The following is a 15,775-nucleotide window of genomic DNA, read 5'->3' on the forward strand; positions in this document are numbered from 1 at the left end:
GCATTGCAGGGGAAGTTTTCAAACTGTCAAAGGTATTTCTCCGTATCGGAGCCAGAAAGTTCTTGCTATCTAATCCTTTCAGAGTGACAACAAAGAAAGGAGCATCGTCATGTGCGTGCTCCTTTGTATTCGGTTGCTTGATGTGAGAGAAACTGTCAGGCGACAGCTTCCTTCGGCCGCATGAGCTTGTCCACGATGAGCGAGATAGCTCCGTCGCCTGTGACGTTGCAAGCGGTACCGAAGTTGTCCATCGCTATGTATAGCGCTATCATCAGTGCCTGCATAGACTCGTCGAAGCCAAGGATACTGTGCAAGATTCCCAGTGCAGCCATGATCGCTCCTCCGGGGACACCAGGTGCGGCCACCATCGTAATGCCGAGCATAAAGATGAAGCCGATAAAATTACCGGTGTCAATAGGCATTCCCTGCATGATCATCAGAGCCAGTGCGCAGCAAGTGATCTTGAGCGTGCTACCACTCAGGTGTATGGTTGCGCAAAGGGGAATGGTGAAGCCTGCTATCTCCTCTCTAACGCCGCATTTGATCGCGCTGCGGAGCGTGACCGGTATCGTTGCTGCTGAGGACTGTGTGCCGAGGGCCGTGAAGTAGGCCGGCATCATGCGCCACAGCATCCGGAAAGGATTCTTCTTCGCGATCATACCCGCTACGCTGTATTGGAAGATGAGCAAGAGGATGTGCAAGCCGAAGATGATACCGATAATGCTGAGAAAGACCGTTAGCACCTTGGCCACCTCTCCTTGGTGCGTCATGTTCAGAAAGATGCCGAAAATGTAGAGCGGCAACAGTGGAATGATCACTTTGGCGATCAATTGTGTGACGATTACTTGGAAGTCATGCATTGCGTCCTTAAGCGTGCGGCTGTCCAAAGCGGCCAAGTCCAGTCCCAAAACAAAAGATAAAACCAACGCTGTCATCACGCTCATCATGGGCGGTATGGCAATGGTAAAGTAAGGCTGTACGCCTTCGGCCTGCGTAATATCGCTCATGCCCACTCCGGGTTCGATCAGAGACGGGAAGAAGGCCGCTCCGGTGAAATAGGCAAAGAGTCCCGATAGGATCGTAGCCGTGTAAGCAATAAGAACGGTGATGAGGAGTATCTTGCCGGCGCCCTTGCCGATATCTGCGATCGCCACAGTCACCAGTCCGAGGATAATCAGCGGAATGGAGAAACCCAGCAGCTCGCTGAAGATGGCATTGAACGTAACAAAGATGCGGATGAATGGGAAGCTGAACAGGTTCCCAAAGCCTATCCCGAGGAGGATGGCCAGAATGATTTTGGGAAGTAATCCGATACGAAGTTTACGCATATCGTTAAGGGTTGATCAAGAAAGAGGGGCTATGAATCGAATGCGTTGCGGAAGTATGCCTCCAGCAGTCGGCGGGCAGCGGTAAAGCTTGTAGCACGGTCCTGTAGTACGGCCTCTTCTGTCTCGGGGATGAGCGCCTGCACATCGGGATTATTATAGAAGGAGTCGCGCAGTTCGTCGTTGATGGTCTCATACATCCACCACTTGGCCTGTCGTTGGCGTTTGAGGCGGAAGTAACCGTTATCCGTTGTCATGTGTCGGTACTCGTCCACCATGTCCCAGATATCTTTGATGCCCAGTGCATAATAGCCCGAATAGGTGAGCACGCGCGGCTTCCATCCCGACTCTGCAGGCGGGAAGAGACGTAGCGCACTGCGATAGTGCGAAGCTGCAAGATTGGCTTTGTCCACATTGTCCCCGTCGGCCTTGTTGACTACAATGCCGTCCGCCATCTCCATGATACCTCGCTTGATGCCCTGCAGCTCGTCGCCCGTGCCTGCCAATTGTATGAGGAGGAAGAAGTCCACCATTGAGTGCACAGCCGTTTCGCTCTGCCCAACGCCTACAGTTTCGACGAATATGGTGTCGAATCCGGCGGCTTCGCAGAGGACGATGGTCTCCCGCGTCTTGCGCGCTACACCTCCGAGCGAACCCGCTGACGGACTGGGTCGAATGAAAGCGTTCTTCTCTCGTGCGAGCTGCTCCATACGAGTCTTGTCGCCGAGGATGCTCCCTTTCGAGCGCTCACTGCTGGGGTCGATAGCCAGCACTGCGAGCTTACGCCCTTGTCGGATCAGATGCATCCCGAAGGCATCGATGGACGTGCTTTTGCCCGCCCCCGGCACACCTGTGATACCGATGCGCATTGATTTGCCGGCGTGTGGCAGGCAGCGTTCGATGATCTGTTGTGCAGTGTCTTGATGAGTGGGGAGAAGACTCTCCACCAGCGTGACTGCCCGACTGAGAATGGTGATGTCGCCTCGCAGGATGCCGTCCACGTATTCGTCAACGGAGAGCTTTGTCCTGCGTTGTCTGTGTAGATTGGGATTGACTATCGGGGCATTGGAGACTCCTTTGGTCACTCTGAGTCCCAGATAGCATTCTTCGTTCTCCGGATGGCAGCACTGTTCGTCCATGGTCAGCCAGTATTATTATTGAGGAATGAGTTGAGGAGAGAGCGGGGATTATAGTTCGGCCTTCACTTTGATGCGTCGCAAGGGAGCCTGCGGATCGTTACAGATGATCGTTATGTCCGTCGTGACGCTTTGCCAACCCGCATCGCTCATGATCTGAGGATCCACGGTTATCTGCATGCGGATGGTTTCGCCCGGGGCTATGTCCTGCTTGTCGGCGGTGCCGCTGACTGCTCTATTGGTCGAAGAGAGACTGTGAAGGCGCAGCGTTCCCTCGCCCACGTTGCGGATCTCTATCTCTGTTTGCCCCATCTTGCCCGCGAGCTTGCCCAAGTCCACAAAGGTGCGCAGCTCCATCGTTCCTGTCTGAGACGGATGCAGAGCCAAAAAGTCGTCCACCAATGGCAGGACGATCATGACCGAATCCACCTCTCGCAGACCGATTTCGGGTGTGAACACTTCCAGCACGAGCGGCTCCAGCTTCATTCCCGGTTTTGTACCAGCAGGGACGGCAAGCGCTATGTTCAGCTCTCGCGGCTCGTCAGAGCGCAGCTCGAAGGACTTTCCCATCGGAGCCACAAACGTAGGCTGTGAGAGGACGGACACTTGTATGGGGAAGGGGACAGGATTGTTCACGATCAAACGCATCACCGCCTCAGCCTGTGGCATAGAGGGGGGGAAAGCCAGATGTGAGGCGCTCAATTGCATCGGGCCGATGCTCTTGGCATAGGTGTGCGGACTGTTGCCGCCGAGGGTCGTCACGGTGCCGCTGATGGTCAGCTCCAGCGGGGAAGTGGGGGCATTGGAGAAGACGCGGATGTGCTTCACGAAAGCACCCGCTCGCCCGACCGGATTGAAAACGACGCGTATCTCTCCCTCTTGTCCGGGGGCGATGGCTGCCTCCGGCCAGGAGGGTGTGGTGCATCCGCAGTCGGCCGTCACGCGCGTGATGACAAGCGGTGCCGTTCCGCTGTTGCGGAAGCGGAAGCTATGCTCCACGGAGCCTTTCTCTTCGCTGATAAGCCCAAAATTGAAGGACTGCTCCTCCACCCGGATTTCCGGAGTCTCCTGGGCCGACAGCCACAGCGGAGTCCACAGAAAAAGGAAGAAGAGCAGCCCTCGAAATGTACTGACGCTCATACGTCTTGTACCTCCTAAGTCCACAAAGTTGTGATTACTCTACCACGCCCTTGATACGCAAGGTGAAGGTGCCGTCCTTACCATTGCTGTACACGGCCACCGTTTTCACGAACTGACCCGGACGTCCTGCAGGGTTGTAAGTCACCTCTATCTTAGATGTCTGACCCGGAGCGATAGGTTCCTTGCTGAAGACAGGAGTCGTACATCCGCATGAAGCTACTACTCGCGTGATTACCAACGGAGCATCGCCCGTATTCTTTACGACGAAAGTGTGCGTCACGCTACCGGCCGATTCCTTGATATTGCCGAAGTCATGCTCCACGTTGTCTGAGTCGATGACAGCTTTTTTTCCACTCTGTGCCGTAGCTACTCCTACTCCGATGAGGAGAGCGATCAGGACAAAAACAATTCTTTTCATAATTCTATTCGTTTGTCTGAACTAAAATGTTGCATACCCATTTTGACTGTGGCGGATGGCTGTCCTCCGAAGAGGAGTGAGCATAACCACCGAGGCAAAGGTACACTATTCTTTTGATCGTCGTATAGTCGTGACGTTTAATTGCCTCTATGCACATCCCGGCTGTAGATGCCTTCGGACATTTGGATGCTGTCGTTTTGGCGAGATGGCGTGCAGATTTGTTTGCTCTTACTCCTTGACCGATTGCAGAGATGGCGATGTGTATGGCCGATTATATAGAAAAACAGTTTTGCCCTTAGGTAAGGACAGTTCTGTCCTCAGTCGAGGACAAATCTATCCTTTATAAAGGACACTTTTGTCCTTTGCTTTGTTTGTTCCTTAGCAGTCGCTCTTTCCTCGGATCCTTTCTGTTTTTTTTATTTGGATTCATAAGGTGCTGATAATGTGTGTATTGCCATCTTTTCATGCGCGATCTGTCCAAATGAAGGGGTTCGGAGAGGTAAAAAAATAGGCAAATGCGCGATTTGTCCAAGTGATTTGCGCGATTTGTCCAAAAATCTTTTGATGCTACCCTTTTCCTTTGCTGTAGTGAAAGTCGAGATTTGTTTCTCATCGTGCGAACTGCCGATTTCGGAAACCCTTAGCGAACAGAAAGAGAATGTGTGATCAAAAAAAACAGAAGACAAAGAAAGAATGCAAGAGAAGAGGTAAAGGAAGGTATGGTCTTTTAGAGACCGAAAGCAATAGCAAACGCTAATTATTAACTCATTAACTAACTTAAACACGAGACCGGAGGATTTCTTTCCTATCAGTCTCATTAAAAACAAACAGTATGAAAACAAAAGCATTACTCAAGTTTATCGTGGCTGTATTCGCTGCAGCCATTTGCAGCCCCAGCTTCATGCAGGCTCAGATGATGGGAGGAGATAATGTGTTGATCTCCTCATTCGAAGCGGGACAGCCAGAAGGTGAGTCCAGACTGGCCGTAGCAAATAATGGTTGGATCTATGTGATGGCTCATTATAAAAACGCGGCTGATACCCAAGTCAAGATTTTTCGTTCCGTGGATGGAGGAGCCACATATCAACAACTCAAACATTGGTATCCGGAAGGTGGCTATCAATATGCAGATTTCGATATAGTAGTAACCGGCAATAATGCGTCTGATATCAGAGTGTGGTCGGTGGAGTTGCTCGTCAAAGATTCGGACAGCAAAGTCGTGATCTTCCGCCGTGATGCCGATATGGCAAATTCAGTTCGTATCTATGATGAAACGTTGCCGAACGTAGAACTGTACGATGTGGCCATGGCTTCCAACTTTAGAGCTCCTTCTCCTATGGGAGTCGGCGGAAATCCTTTTGCTCTGGGAATTGCTGTATGCGGATACAATAAGGCTGCCTCTCCCAAGCATAGCTTTCTGGACTATATATTCTCTTTGGATGGGGGGGCTACTTTTGAGAAGTCACTCTTGTACAAACAAAATGGAACGCAACAAATCGAAGATGTAGACATCTCTATCGGTAGCACAACTGCCGATATGCACAATACCTGGCCTCTTATGGGCATTGTGTTTGCCAAAGATGGTTATAATAATGTTGGGTTTATCTCCAATTTCGTCGACAATGATCCTGCCTTCGCATGGAGTAGTCCGATCACACTCGCTGCCTCCGGTAATTTGTCGAGACCGCGAATCCAAATGATGCTGGATCACGATTCGGAGAATACAATAGGCGGTGAGAGTTGCCACAATTTCATGATAGTCTATGGGTCTCAGAATACTATCGAATATGCATATCCGAAGGAATCGTTCGGGTATTTATCCGAGCCTTCTGTGGACGACCTTACTGTAACTACCCTCGTATCCAATGCACGACAGCCGGCTCTTTCATACGATAAGGTAGGCAATCACTATCTGTTTACATACGCTACTGAAGAGGATGGTATACAAAAATTGAAATACCAATGGGTGCACTACGATAATCTTCATAAACCCAGTTCGTGGAGTACTAAATACGTTTATGCATCCGACTATGATGATGTTTCTTTTTATTTCAGGAAGCCTCTTGTGGATATCAACCCTTCGAAAGTAAAAGCTTGTTGGATCTGGTTTGATGATTATCAAAGTGGAATCGATTTGTGGGCCGATACTGAGTGGGCAGTGCCATCAAGCATTGAAGACATCGTAATGCAAGAAAGTAAGATAAAGCTCTACCCCAATCCGGCGAACGAATCCGTCCTAATCAGTTTGCCAGTGGCAGGAGAGAACAGGGTAGTACTCTACGACTTGCAGGGCAGGATGGTAGCCCAAGCCTCTTTCTCCGGCAAGGAATATAAGCTGAATGTGCAGAACTTGGCTAAGGGCACATACATGCTCAAGGTCGTGTCCGATACCGAGCGCTTCGTAGAGAAGCTCATCGTCGAATAAGAAGACGATCGGAGCAACAGCAACCATAAGCTGTGATTATACTGTTCTGATAGCAAGGGCAGGGACGGTTTTTCTCTCGCCGTCTCCTGCCCTTATCTATTAGAAGCTCAAAAAACAAAAGCCAATGAGACAATGGATAGAAAAAAGATTTCCGCTTAGAAATTGCGACAAGTCCCGCGGGGAAGAAGCCACGTCGGCATCCTTTCCAATGGGGCTTTTTCTGTGTTTTCGGCAAAACATCTGTGCCGCATGATTAATCGGCATTGACGCTTTTGGGACGCAATGCGTATATTTGTATATAATTACATGGGACTATGACTCCAAAACTGATGAAAACTCTCTTCTTTTCATTTTTTCTTATTGTATTGATAGCGGGTTGTACACGCAGAGAACAAAACACCGCAATTCAATTGGCGGGAGAGAAAGAGCGCATCACCAAGCTCATCAAAGAGCGTCGTCTCTCCAACGACTCACTCCTGACCCTATATGATCAGAGTGTGGCGGCCAACGATCTTGTGGGACAGGTCCTTTATAGTTGTGAGGTGGGGCAGCGAATGCGCAATGTCTCCAACTATATCCAAGCCATCACCTATCATCAGAAGAGTCTCATCGCAGCCGTTGCTCTCAATGACACATTGGCTGCCGCTCAGGCATGGAACCACATCGGCACCGATAATAGGCGTCTCGAAGAATATGCCGAAGCTTCCGACTGCCATTACAAGGCGCTTTCGCTCATGGATGCTTATTCCGACTCGCTCCAAACCGATGCCAAGAAGTGTCGTGCAGCAGCGCTGAACGGCATCGGCAATATCAATACAGCTCTGGGCTATTATGACGAAGCTGAGAAGAACTTCCGAGAGGCCCTCAATATAGAGAAACAGTTCGATAATCATCAGGGGCAGGCTATCAACTATGCCAACATCGGACGCCTCTACCATTATCGCAAAGAATATCGCAAGGCACGCTCCTACTATCTCCTGTCGTTGGAGCAGAACAATCTGGAAGAAAACGTCATGGGTATCGCCCTCTGCAACATCAATCTGGGCGAAGTGGACGAAGAGAAGGGCGACTTCACCAAGGCCATGCAGGAATATGCCATTGCTTATCGACTGATGGAGCAGCTGTCCGACCGTTGGCATTGGCTCCAAGCCTGCATCCCGATGGCGCAAATCCACTTCAAGCAGGGCAACGAAGCCGCCTATTTACGCTTCATCACGCTGGCCGAAAATACAGCACGAGAGATCAACTCGACCTCTCACCTTATTCGTATACACGAGCTCAAACAACGTTATCACGAGAGCAAGAAGGACTACAAGCAGGCATTGGAGCAGTTTCGTATGGGCAAGGCGTTGAGTGACAGTGTGGCGTATGCAATCAAGACCAGCAGCATACAGGAGGCTCGTTTCGACTATGAGCGTCTCAAGTCGCAACGTGAACTCGAAAAAGTACAGTTGCAAAACGAGGCACGCCAAGGAACGATGCGCATCGTCCTCATCTCTGCTTTGGCCTGCCTCCTGCTCTTCATCCTGCTCTCCTCGGTGCTCACCTATGCCTATCGTCAGGGTCGCAAGTACAATAAACTCATCGAGGAGACAGACAAGATCCGCACCAATTTCTTCACGGGCATCACGCACGAATTTCGGACTCCCATCACCGTCATACAGGGGCTGAACGAGAAGATGAGCACCACTCCCGAGTTGCCGGCATCGGACAGAGCCGAGCTGCATCACGTGATAGGCGAACAAAGCCGTCAAATGCTCAACCTCGTGAATCAGTTGCTCGACATCTGCAAGATTCGAAGCGGCGTTTCTATCCCCGAATGGCGTCATGGCAATGTGGTCCTCTTCCTGCGACTCCTCGTCGATTCCTTTGCTCCTTATGCGCAGGCACAGGGTGTGTCGATTCTGTTGCGAAACGAGCCCGATCCTATCATGGCAGACTTTGTCCCCTCATACCTGCAAAAGATCATCTCCAACCTCGTGTCCAATGCCGTCAAGTACTCCTTCTCCGGCGGTACGGTGGTCGTATCAGCCGAGTGCAGTAAGAGTGGAAAACATCTGATCCTACGAGTCTCAGACAACGGTGTCGGCATAGACAAGGCCGACCAGTCTCGCATATTCGACTTTTTCTTCCGCAGCAAATCCACCTCCGACAAGCAAGGTTCGGGTGTGGGGCTCTCCTTCACCCATCTCTTAGTGGAGAGTCTGCGCGGTACGATCTCTGTGCAGAGCGAGCCGGGTGTAGGTAGCATATTCACTATTCAGCTCCCCCTCCGCAATACTTCTTCCCGAGAAGAGATTCTTCCTTGGTCGCCTGCTACAGACACCATCGAGCTGGCTGCCGCACACGAACACACCGATGCTGTCTGCGAGCCGGAGCTTGCTGCTTTAGTGCAGGAAGCCGATGATGAACGTCCCTCCATCCTTTTAGTAGAAGATAATAAGGACATCAACCTCTTGATCCGACTCCTTCTCAGCGACTGCTACAATATCCATACCGCCTCGAACGGACAGGCAGGCTTCGATCTGGCCGTGCAGCTCATCCCCGATATCATTATCACAGATATCATGATGCCCGTCATGGATGGGATGGAGATGGTCAAGCTGCTCAAGCAGTCACCCCTCCTCTGTCACATACCCATCATTGCGCTGACGGCGATGGTCGCCGAACAGAATAGGATGGAAGCCGTCAAAAGTGGTGTGGTCACCTATCTCAACAAGCCGTTCTCGCCGGAAGAGCTGCATTTGCATATCGAACGCCTACTCGCCGATCGCGATGCGCTCAAGCACTACTATATGCAACATTTGATGCAGACAGAGCAGCCGGAAGACGAGCCTCGTGTATTGGAAGATGGTAATATGCAGTTTCTGCTTGCGGCCAAGGACACTATCTTGCACGGTATCGGAGAGAATGCGGACTTTTCTGCCCGGCACTTGGCCGACAAGATGTGCATGAGCCCCTCCCAGATGAATCGGAAGCTCCTGAGTATCACAGGCTGCTCTTCTCTGAACTACATCCAGCAGATCAAAATCAAGCAGGCTTGTAAACTCCTCGCCGACGAAAGCCTCAGCATCGCCGAGGTGAGTATGCGTTCGGGTTTCTCCGATCCGGCTTACTTCTCACGCATCTTTAAGCGGACTATGAATGCCTCTCCCTCCCAGTATAGGCAGACGGTACTCGCTATGCCTGATGTCGTCGTGCAGCAGTGTTGAGTGGATATCTCTTCAGTTTTCTCTCCTTCCTTGTTTTGATCCAGGGGCGTTCGTCGGTGCCCCTCGGCTCGTCTCGGTCTTTTTTACGCACCGGAAAGGGCGTTCGAGTGGTGCCAAATCTCAATCGAAAGTCGCGCCAAAAGTTTTTCGATTTGGCGCATAATTTTTCCCGAAATGGCGCCGGAAGAAAAAGAAAATGGCGTGGGTTTGCTCTTGATTTTGGGGCGTGTTGTGGCGGATTTTCGGCACGTTTTCGCGAGAATACATCCGATCAAGCTCTTCCGCAACTCCCGAAGTGCGACTCTCGCACACGAATGTTCTGGATGCCATGCCCTCCTCTCTATTTCCGTTTTAGTGCTGACAATACTGCCTATACGCTCCCATGACGGCCAAAATGGGCTATATTTGTGCACAGATTTAACAAGACATTTCTATCAATGAGAACCGTCAAACTCAAAGACAAGGAGTTCGGGCTCTACATCCCTGCCGCTCGCATCCGAGAGGCCATACAGCGGATGGCAGACGAGATCAAACGGGATTTGCATCAGGACAATCCGCTTTTCGTCTGCATCATGAACGGCTCGTTTATGTTTGCATCCGAGTTGATGCAAGCACTCGACGAAGGCTATCAGGTCGATTTTGCCCGCTATTCCAGTTACTGTGGAACGGAGAGCACCTTCGTCCTGCGCGAGATCATGCCCGTCACGGCCGATTTGCGCGACAGGGTGGTGGTCATCGTGGAAGACTTGATCGACACGGGCTATACGATGAGTTGCATGAAAGCCAAGTTCTTGGAGTTGGGTGCGCGCGAGGTGCGCGTCGCCGTCATGCTCAGCAAGCCCTCGGCGCTCAAGTGTGACGTCACGACGGACTATGTGGGCATGGAGATAGAGAATGATTTTATCGTAGGTCACGGCCTTGACTATGATGATCTGGGGCGTATGTACCCCGACATCTATAAAATAAAAGAATAGATGCTTAACGTACTTATCTTCGGTGCCCCCGGATCCGGTAAGGGCACCCAAAGCGAAGAGTTGATCCGCAAATATGGATTCAAGCACATATCTACCGGAGATATGCTTCGCGCCGAGATCAAAGCTCAGACTCCGCTGGGCGAGATCGCTGCTCGTTACATCAACGACGGTAACCTCGTGCCGGACGATGTAATCGTTGAGATGATGGAGCAGTTCGTCCTCACGCAGAAAGATACCGAGGGAATCATCTACGACGGATTCCCCCGCACCGTTCCCCAAGGTGAGGCGTTATGGTCCATGCTGGAGCGTCACAACGACAAAGTGGACTTGGTGCTCAATCTGCAAGTCCCCGAGGAGGTGCTCATCGAGCGACTCCTTCACAGAGGCGAGGTCAGCGGCCGAGCCGACGACAATATGGAGACCATCCGTAAGCGTTTAGAGGTATATGAGACTTCTACCGCCGCATTGGCGGACTTCTTCTCTGCCAAGGGTGTCTTGCACAATGTCGTAGGCACCGGAACGGTGGAGGAGATCACGGCACGTATCATCCCCATCGTGGACGGTGCTCTCGAAAGGGTAAAAACACTTACGCAATAAATGCACGTATATGGCAGCAGAGTCAAACTTCGTCGATTACGTCAAGATATATTGCCGCTCCGGCAAGGGTGGAAGAGGCTCTACACACTTCCGTAGAGAAAAGTACATCCCCAAGGGCGGACCCGACGGCGGTGATGGTGGGCGCGGAGGACACATATTCCTGCGTGGCAACCGGAACTATTGGACCCTGCTGCACCTGCGCTACGACCGCCACATCATGGCCACGAACGGCCGGGGTGGCAGTGCCAAGCGGAGTACGGGAGCCAATGGCGAAGACCGAGTGATCGAAGTGCCCTGCGGAACGGCCGTTTACGATGCCGAGACGGGGGAGTTCATTACGGATATTACCGAGCATGGCCAGCAGGTCATGCTACTCGAAGGCGGCAAGGGGGGGCATGGCAATACCTTCTTCAAGACGGCGACCAATCAGGCGCCCCGATATGCTCAGCCCGGTATGCCCGCACAGGAGCGGATGGTAATCATGCAGCTGAAGATGCTGGCGGACGTAGGTCTGGTGGGATTCCCCAATGCGGGCAAATCGACACTCCTCTCCGTGCTCACGGCGGCGAAACCCAAGATCGCCAACTACCCCTTTACGACACTGGAGCCGAATCTGGGCATCGTGGCCTACCGCGACAAGCGTTCGTTTGTGATGGCCGACATCCCGGGCATCATCGAGGGTGCTTCTGCAGGCAAAGGTCTCGGGCTGCGCTTCCTGCGCCACATCGAGCGCAATGCGCTTCTCCTCTTTATGATCCCTGCCGACACGGACAATATCGCTCGCGAGTACGAAATTCTCAGCCGTGAGCTGGTGCAGTACAACGAAGAGTTGGCCGAGAAACGCAAGGTGCTGGCCATTACCAAGTGCGACCTCATAGACGAAGAGCTCCAAGAGATGCTCCGCGAGGAGTTGCCCACGGGACTACCCATTATCTTCATCTCGGCGGTGGCTCAACAAGGATTGGACGAGCTTAAGGATACGCTATGGAAAGAGCTGAGCAAGGAGTCCTTGCACGAGCCCGACAGCATCGTGCGTCAGTCGCTCGATCTGTCCAGTCTGACATGGGATGACGAGGATGACCTCTTCCCTGCTCCGATCCGAGACGAAGATGAAGAGGAATATGACGACCTCGACTTTGATTTGGAGATCGAATATGATGATGACGCCGACGCGCCGACTCAGCTTTGACCCTGCCATTCTGCAGCACTGTCCCGATTTCCGCGTAGGGGTCGTGGCCGCAACGGTGACGGGTGGTGTGTCTCCGTCCGATCTGATAGAGACGATGGGGCGAGAGGCACGACTCCTTGCCGATACTTGTGACCTCGGTGCCATCAAACAGTCTCCCGCTATTGCTACCACCCGCGAATGCTATAAACGCACGGGCAAGGATCCCAATCGTTATCGCCCTGCATCCGAGCAACTCTCGCGTCGAGTGGTGCGCGGTCTCGGGTTGTATTACATCAATACGCTTGTGGACATAGGCAATCTTCTTTCCCTTCGCACTGGCTATTCGATTGGAGTATTCGATCGCACTAAGGTGGGCTCCGACATCGTCTTTGGCGTAGGTAAGGCCGAAGAGCCTTTTGTCGGTATCGGCCGTGGCGAGCTTAATATCGAAGGGCTGCCCGTTTATCGTGATGAGAATGGAGCTTTTGCAACCCCCACCAGCGACCACGAACGTACCAGCGTGGACGATGCGTCCACCGCTGCCCTCCTGTTTATCAATGATTTCGGTGTAGATCGGTCCGAGACTGACCGCCTGCAGCAGGCTGTATCCGAAGCAGTAGAACTCCTTACGCGCTATGCCGGTGCCACGGACATCGGTACACAGATCGTCAGCGCGAGCGAAGACACTGCACCTATATGCCTCTCTATTCCCCTGTGACGGGGATGTATTGCTCCACTTTCCACAGTACACGATGCCGTCACAAAGCCCACAACAGTTTCGCTTACCCTTCTTTCTCTTCCTCCTGCTATGGGGGATGCTGCCCTTGACTGCTCAGACACGATTCTCGGGGGTGGTGCTCGATTCGGTCACGCTGGAGCCTATTCCCTATGCTTCGGTTTACTTTGCCGACAATCGAGGCACGGGTACGGTGACCTCCGCGGCCGGATCCTTCGACCTCTCTTCCCCGCAGAACGATCGCACCATTATCATTTCTTCCACGGGCTACCGCCAGCAACAGTTCACGCTGCGGCAGGGAGAGAAGCGCAATATGCGCTGTCGCATCCTCTTGGCACAGGAGGATATGCAGCTCCACAGCGTAGTGGTTCATGCCAAGCGGAGAAGATATTCCAAGAAGAACAATCCCGCCGTGGATCTCATCCGCCGTGCCATAGCTGCCAAGGACAGCAACCGTATCGAATCGGCTCCGGCATACAGCTATCGCACCTATGAGCGCATGCTGCTCTCGGACGATGACTTCCGCTCGGGCGAGGGCTTCTTGTATCTCAAACACGACAAATGCCTGCAGTGGGCGGACAGTTCGCGCTTTACCGATCGGTGCATCCTTCCGCTTTCTATGCGAGAGAAACTCATCCAGACGGAGCGACTGCCGCACAAGTCCGAACGATCTGTCGTGCTTGCGCGCCGATTGGATGGTGTGGAAGAGTCGTTTGACGAGGGACCAATGACGACCAATCTCGAAGAGATATTCCGTCCCATCAACATATACGACAACGACATCCCCATCATGCTCAGCCGCTTCCCCAGCCCGATGAGCAGCAACTTCGCCACCGGTTTCTATAAATACTTCATCTCTGATACGGTGATGATCGGGGGAGAGTCCTGCATCGAAATGGCTTTCTCTCCCTTCAATCCCCAAAGTGCAGGCTTTACCGGTCGTCTGTGGATAGCCCGCGACGACTATGCCCTGCGCCGCATCGTGCTCAATCTGCCCATCTCAAGCAACGTCAATTGGGTCACTCATCTGCGCATTGCACAGGACTTCGAGCGGGAGCCTTGTGTGGATGTTTCGGGGGCTATCACCCGTTATTACCGTGTGCTGAGGCGACAAGATTTCCAAGCATTGCTCTCGGCGGCCTCCTTCATTCCGCAGGGTGTCGAAGTGGATCAGACGCGCATCTTCACTGACTATCGTATCGGGGAAGGTAGTGTGGACAAGAATCCGGCTTCGGTGACCTATTTGGCTACCGACTCTGCGGGATGGTCGTCTTCCCCTCGCGAGACAGAGGGTTACTGGAACGTCATGCGGCCGGAGCCATTGCCGCCTACGGGGCAGAAGCTGTTGGCCTTCATGCAATACCTCCGTCGCGATCGCACCTATAAGGCTGCGACCACTGTGGCCAAGACGCTCCTAACGGGTTATCTGAGTCTCCCGCTTTCGTCGCGAGACTCTGTGCGTCGCGTCTTCGATTTGGGCCCCATACACAATACCCTAAGCGGCAACAAGATCGAAGGCCTACGGCTGCGACTGGGTGGAATGACTCTGGCTTCGCTGAGTCCGCACTTCTTTGCTCAGGGATATGTGGCCTACGGATTTCGAGACGAGCGGTGGAAGTGGAGAGGAAAGTTCACTTACTCCTCCATGGCCAAACAGCTATATGCTGATGAATTTCCTCACAGGAACCTCTCCTTTATCGCTTCGTACGACCTCTATACACCCGGACAGGTGATCTCTCCCATGTATAAGGACAATGTGCTGACCATGTTGGGAACGATGAGCAATATGCGTCGGGTCTACGTCGAAGAGTATCGTCTGGAGTACGATCGTGACTGGGGGCGTGACTTCGGTACCGTGGTTTGGGCCAGCCGCCAACGTAACGAACCGGCAGGTACCCTCCGTTACGAGCAGATAATGGCGGACGGTACGGTACAACCCATTCACTCATATCGGACGACTGAGTTGGGGGTGAGTCTGCGCTACGAACCCGGCCGAATCCCTTACAACGGACGCAAAGGGCCTAATACAGCATTCAATCTGGTGCGTCGCTCTCCCGTCTTTGAATTGGAACATCGGATGGCTTTCAAAGATCTCTTGGGAGGAGATTTCGGTTATCAGCGAACGGAGTTTCGCTACAAGCATCAGTTCTGGCTTTCTCTTTTCGGTATGATGGACGCTACGCTGCGTGCCGGCAAGGTGTGGACGCAAGCGCCATATCCGCTGTTGGAGCTGCCGCCCGTCAATGAAAGCTACATCCTCCAGAAAGGAACTTTCCAACTGATGAAGCCGATGGAGTTCATATCCGACCGTTATGCACAGTTCCACCTGACTTACCACGCCGAGGGGTTGCTGCTCAATCGCCTCCCGCTCATCAAACGCTTGGCCTGGCGCGAAATCTTCTCGATACATGGAATGTGGGGAGACCTCTCGAAGTGCAACGCCTCGGGGACTGTCGGCAGCTTCCTCTTTCCCGAAGAAACGATACCGATGGACAATATTTGGTATTTGGAAGGGAGTGTCGGCTTGGAAAACATCTTCCGTATCCTTCGTGTGGAGTACTTCCGTCGCTTCACACAGCTCAGCACGGCTCCCGATAAATGGGGCATCCGTGCACGCCTCCAGCTATCATTCTGATAAATCCGT

General features: G+C 52.6%; 12 protein-coding genes. 7 read left to right on the forward strand and 5 right to left on the reverse strand.

Annotation, left to right across the window (positions count from 1 at the left end):
* Nucleotides 1–155: 155 nt before the first annotated feature.
* Genes C7382_RS00100 through C7382_RS00115 form a run of 4 tightly spaced genes read right to left on the reverse strand, consistent with a single transcriptional unit; the run spans nucleotide 156 to nucleotide 4,019 of the window.
* On the reverse strand, nucleotides 156–1,328 hold the full coding sequence (locus C7382_RS00100) for a dicarboxylate/amino acid:cation symporter (RefSeq protein WP_116678286.1): 1,173 nt from the start codon (nucleotides 1,326–1,328) through the stop codon (nucleotides 156–158).
* Nucleotides 1,329–1,357: 29 nt separating this feature from the next.
* Nucleotides 1,358–2,464 carry a methylmalonyl Co-A mutase-associated GTPase MeaB gene (gene meaB, locus C7382_RS00105; RefSeq protein WP_116678287.1) on the reverse strand — a complete coding sequence of 369 codons (1,107 nt, stop codon included), beginning with the start codon at nucleotides 2,462–2,464 and terminating at the stop codon, nucleotides 1,358–1,360.
* A gap of 48 nt (nucleotides 2,465–2,512) precedes the next feature.
* Nucleotides 2,513–3,601, reverse strand: a complete 1,089-nt coding sequence (locus C7382_RS00110; RefSeq protein WP_116678288.1) for a DUF1573 domain-containing protein — start codon at nucleotides 3,599–3,601, stop codon at nucleotides 2,513–2,515.
* Nucleotides 3,602–3,635: 34 nt separating this feature from the next.
* Nucleotides 3,636–4,019, reverse strand: a complete 384-nt coding sequence (locus C7382_RS00115) for a DUF1573 domain-containing protein (protein ID WP_116678289.1) — start codon at nucleotides 4,017–4,019, stop codon at nucleotides 3,636–3,638.
* Between the two features lie 832 nt (nucleotides 4,020–4,851).
* Between C7382_RS00115 and C7382_RS00120 the strand changes: the two genes are divergently transcribed.
* Together C7382_RS00120 and C7382_RS00125 are read left to right on the forward strand one after the other, a co-directional pair.
* A complete protein-coding gene (locus C7382_RS00120) occupies nucleotides 4,852–6,444 on the forward strand; it encodes a TapA/TapC family T9SS-dependent outer membrane protein (protein ID WP_116678290.1) in 1,593 nt (530 codons plus the stop codon).
* A gap of 329 nt (nucleotides 6,445–6,773) precedes the next feature.
* Entirely contained in the window at nucleotides 6,774–9,656 is a 2,883-nt protein-coding gene (locus C7382_RS00125) for an ATP-binding protein (RefSeq protein WP_116678291.1), read from the forward strand.
* 120 nt (nucleotides 9,657–9,776) lie between these two features.
* On the opposite strand, the gene C7382_RS09970 is transcribed toward C7382_RS00125, so the two are convergent.
* Nucleotides 9,777–9,986 carry a hypothetical protein gene (locus C7382_RS09970; protein ID WP_133241516.1) on the reverse strand — a complete coding sequence of 70 codons (210 nt, stop codon included), beginning with the start codon at nucleotides 9,984–9,986 and terminating at the stop codon, nucleotides 9,777–9,779.
* A 107-nt stretch (nucleotides 9,987–10,093) separates the two neighbouring features.
* Between C7382_RS09970 and C7382_RS00130 the strand changes: the two genes are divergently transcribed.
* From C7382_RS00130 to C7382_RS00150, 5 genes are read left to right on the forward strand one after another with little or no spacing between them, the layout of a single operon-like run.
* Nucleotides 10,094–10,630: a phosphoribosyltransferase gene (locus tag C7382_RS00130; protein ID WP_116678292.1), complete on the forward strand. Its 537-nt coding sequence runs from the start codon at nucleotides 10,094–10,096 to the stop codon at nucleotides 10,628–10,630.
* Nucleotides 10,631–11,227 carry an adenylate kinase gene (locus tag C7382_RS00135; RefSeq protein ID WP_116678293.1) on the forward strand — a complete coding sequence of 199 codons (597 nt, stop codon included), beginning with the start codon at nucleotides 10,631–10,633 and terminating at the stop codon, nucleotides 11,225–11,227.
* A 10-nt stretch (nucleotides 11,228–11,237) separates the two neighbouring features.
* Nucleotides 11,238–12,416, forward strand: coding sequence for a GTPase ObgE (gene obgE / locus C7382_RS00140; protein ID WP_116678294.1), 1,179 nt, complete (start codon nucleotides 11,238–11,240; stop codon nucleotides 12,414–12,416).
* Complete coding sequence (locus C7382_RS00145; protein ID WP_243405603.1) at nucleotides 12,382–13,113, forward strand: B3/B4 domain-containing protein; 732 nt, start codon at nucleotides 12,382–12,384, stop codon at nucleotides 13,111–13,113. Before obgE ends, C7382_RS00145 begins: the two co-directional genes overlap by 35 nt.
* Nucleotides 13,114–13,147: 34 nt before the next feature.
* Nucleotides 13,148–15,766 (forward strand): DUF5686 and carboxypeptidase-like regulatory domain-containing protein, encoded by a 2,619-nt coding sequence (locus C7382_RS00150; RefSeq protein ID WP_243405604.1) that lies wholly within the window; start codon nucleotides 13,148–13,150, stop codon nucleotides 15,764–15,766.
* Nucleotides 15,767–15,775 lie beyond the last annotated feature (9 nt).

The sequence above is a fragment of the Porphyromonas loveana genome (assembly GCF_003096695.1).
Classification (GTDB): Bacteria; Bacteroidota; Bacteroidia; order Bacteroidales; family Porphyromonadaceae; genus Porphyromonas; species Porphyromonas loveana.

Bases quoted from the DNA above. Each gene is read 5' to 3' on its own strand.
- C7382_RS00100 (WP_116678286.1), bottom strand. From the start codon at position 1,328: ATGCGTAAACTTCGTATCGGATTACTTCCCAAAATCATTCTGGCCATC.
- meaB (WP_116678287.1), bottom strand. From the start codon at position 2,464: ATGGACGAACAGTGCTGCCATCCGGAGAACGAAGAATGCTATCTGGGA.
- C7382_RS00110 (WP_116678288.1), bottom strand. From the start codon at position 3,601: ATGAGCGTCAGTACATTTCGAGGGCTGCTCTTCTTCCTTTTTCTGTGG.
- C7382_RS00115 (WP_116678289.1), bottom strand. From the start codon at position 4,019: ATGAAAAGAATTGTTTTTGTCCTGATCGCTCTCCTCATCGGAGTAGGA.
- C7382_RS00120 (WP_116678290.1), top strand. From the start codon at position 4,852: ATGAAAACAAAAGCATTACTCAAGTTTATCGTGGCTGTATTCGCTGCA.
- C7382_RS00125 (WP_116678291.1), top strand. From the start codon at position 6,774: ATGAAAACTCTCTTCTTTTCATTTTTTCTTATTGTATTGATAGCGGGT.
- C7382_RS09970 (WP_133241516.1), bottom strand. From the start codon at position 9,986: ATGGCATCCAGAACATTCGTGTGCGAGAGTCGCACTTCGGGAGTTGCG.
- C7382_RS00130 (WP_116678292.1), top strand. From the start codon at position 10,094: ATGAGAACCGTCAAACTCAAAGACAAGGAGTTCGGGCTCTACATCCCT.
- C7382_RS00135 (WP_116678293.1), top strand. From the start codon at position 10,631: ATGCTTAACGTACTTATCTTCGGTGCCCCCGGATCCGGTAAGGGCACC.
- obgE (WP_116678294.1), top strand. From the start codon at position 11,238: ATGGCAGCAGAGTCAAACTTCGTCGATTACGTCAAGATATATTGCCGC.
- C7382_RS00145 (WP_243405603.1), top strand. From the start codon at position 12,382: ATGATGATGACGCCGACGCGCCGACTCAGCTTTGACCCTGCCATTCTG.
- C7382_RS00150 (WP_243405604.1), top strand. From the start codon at position 13,148: ATGCCGTCACAAAGCCCACAACAGTTTCGCTTACCCTTCTTTCTCTTC.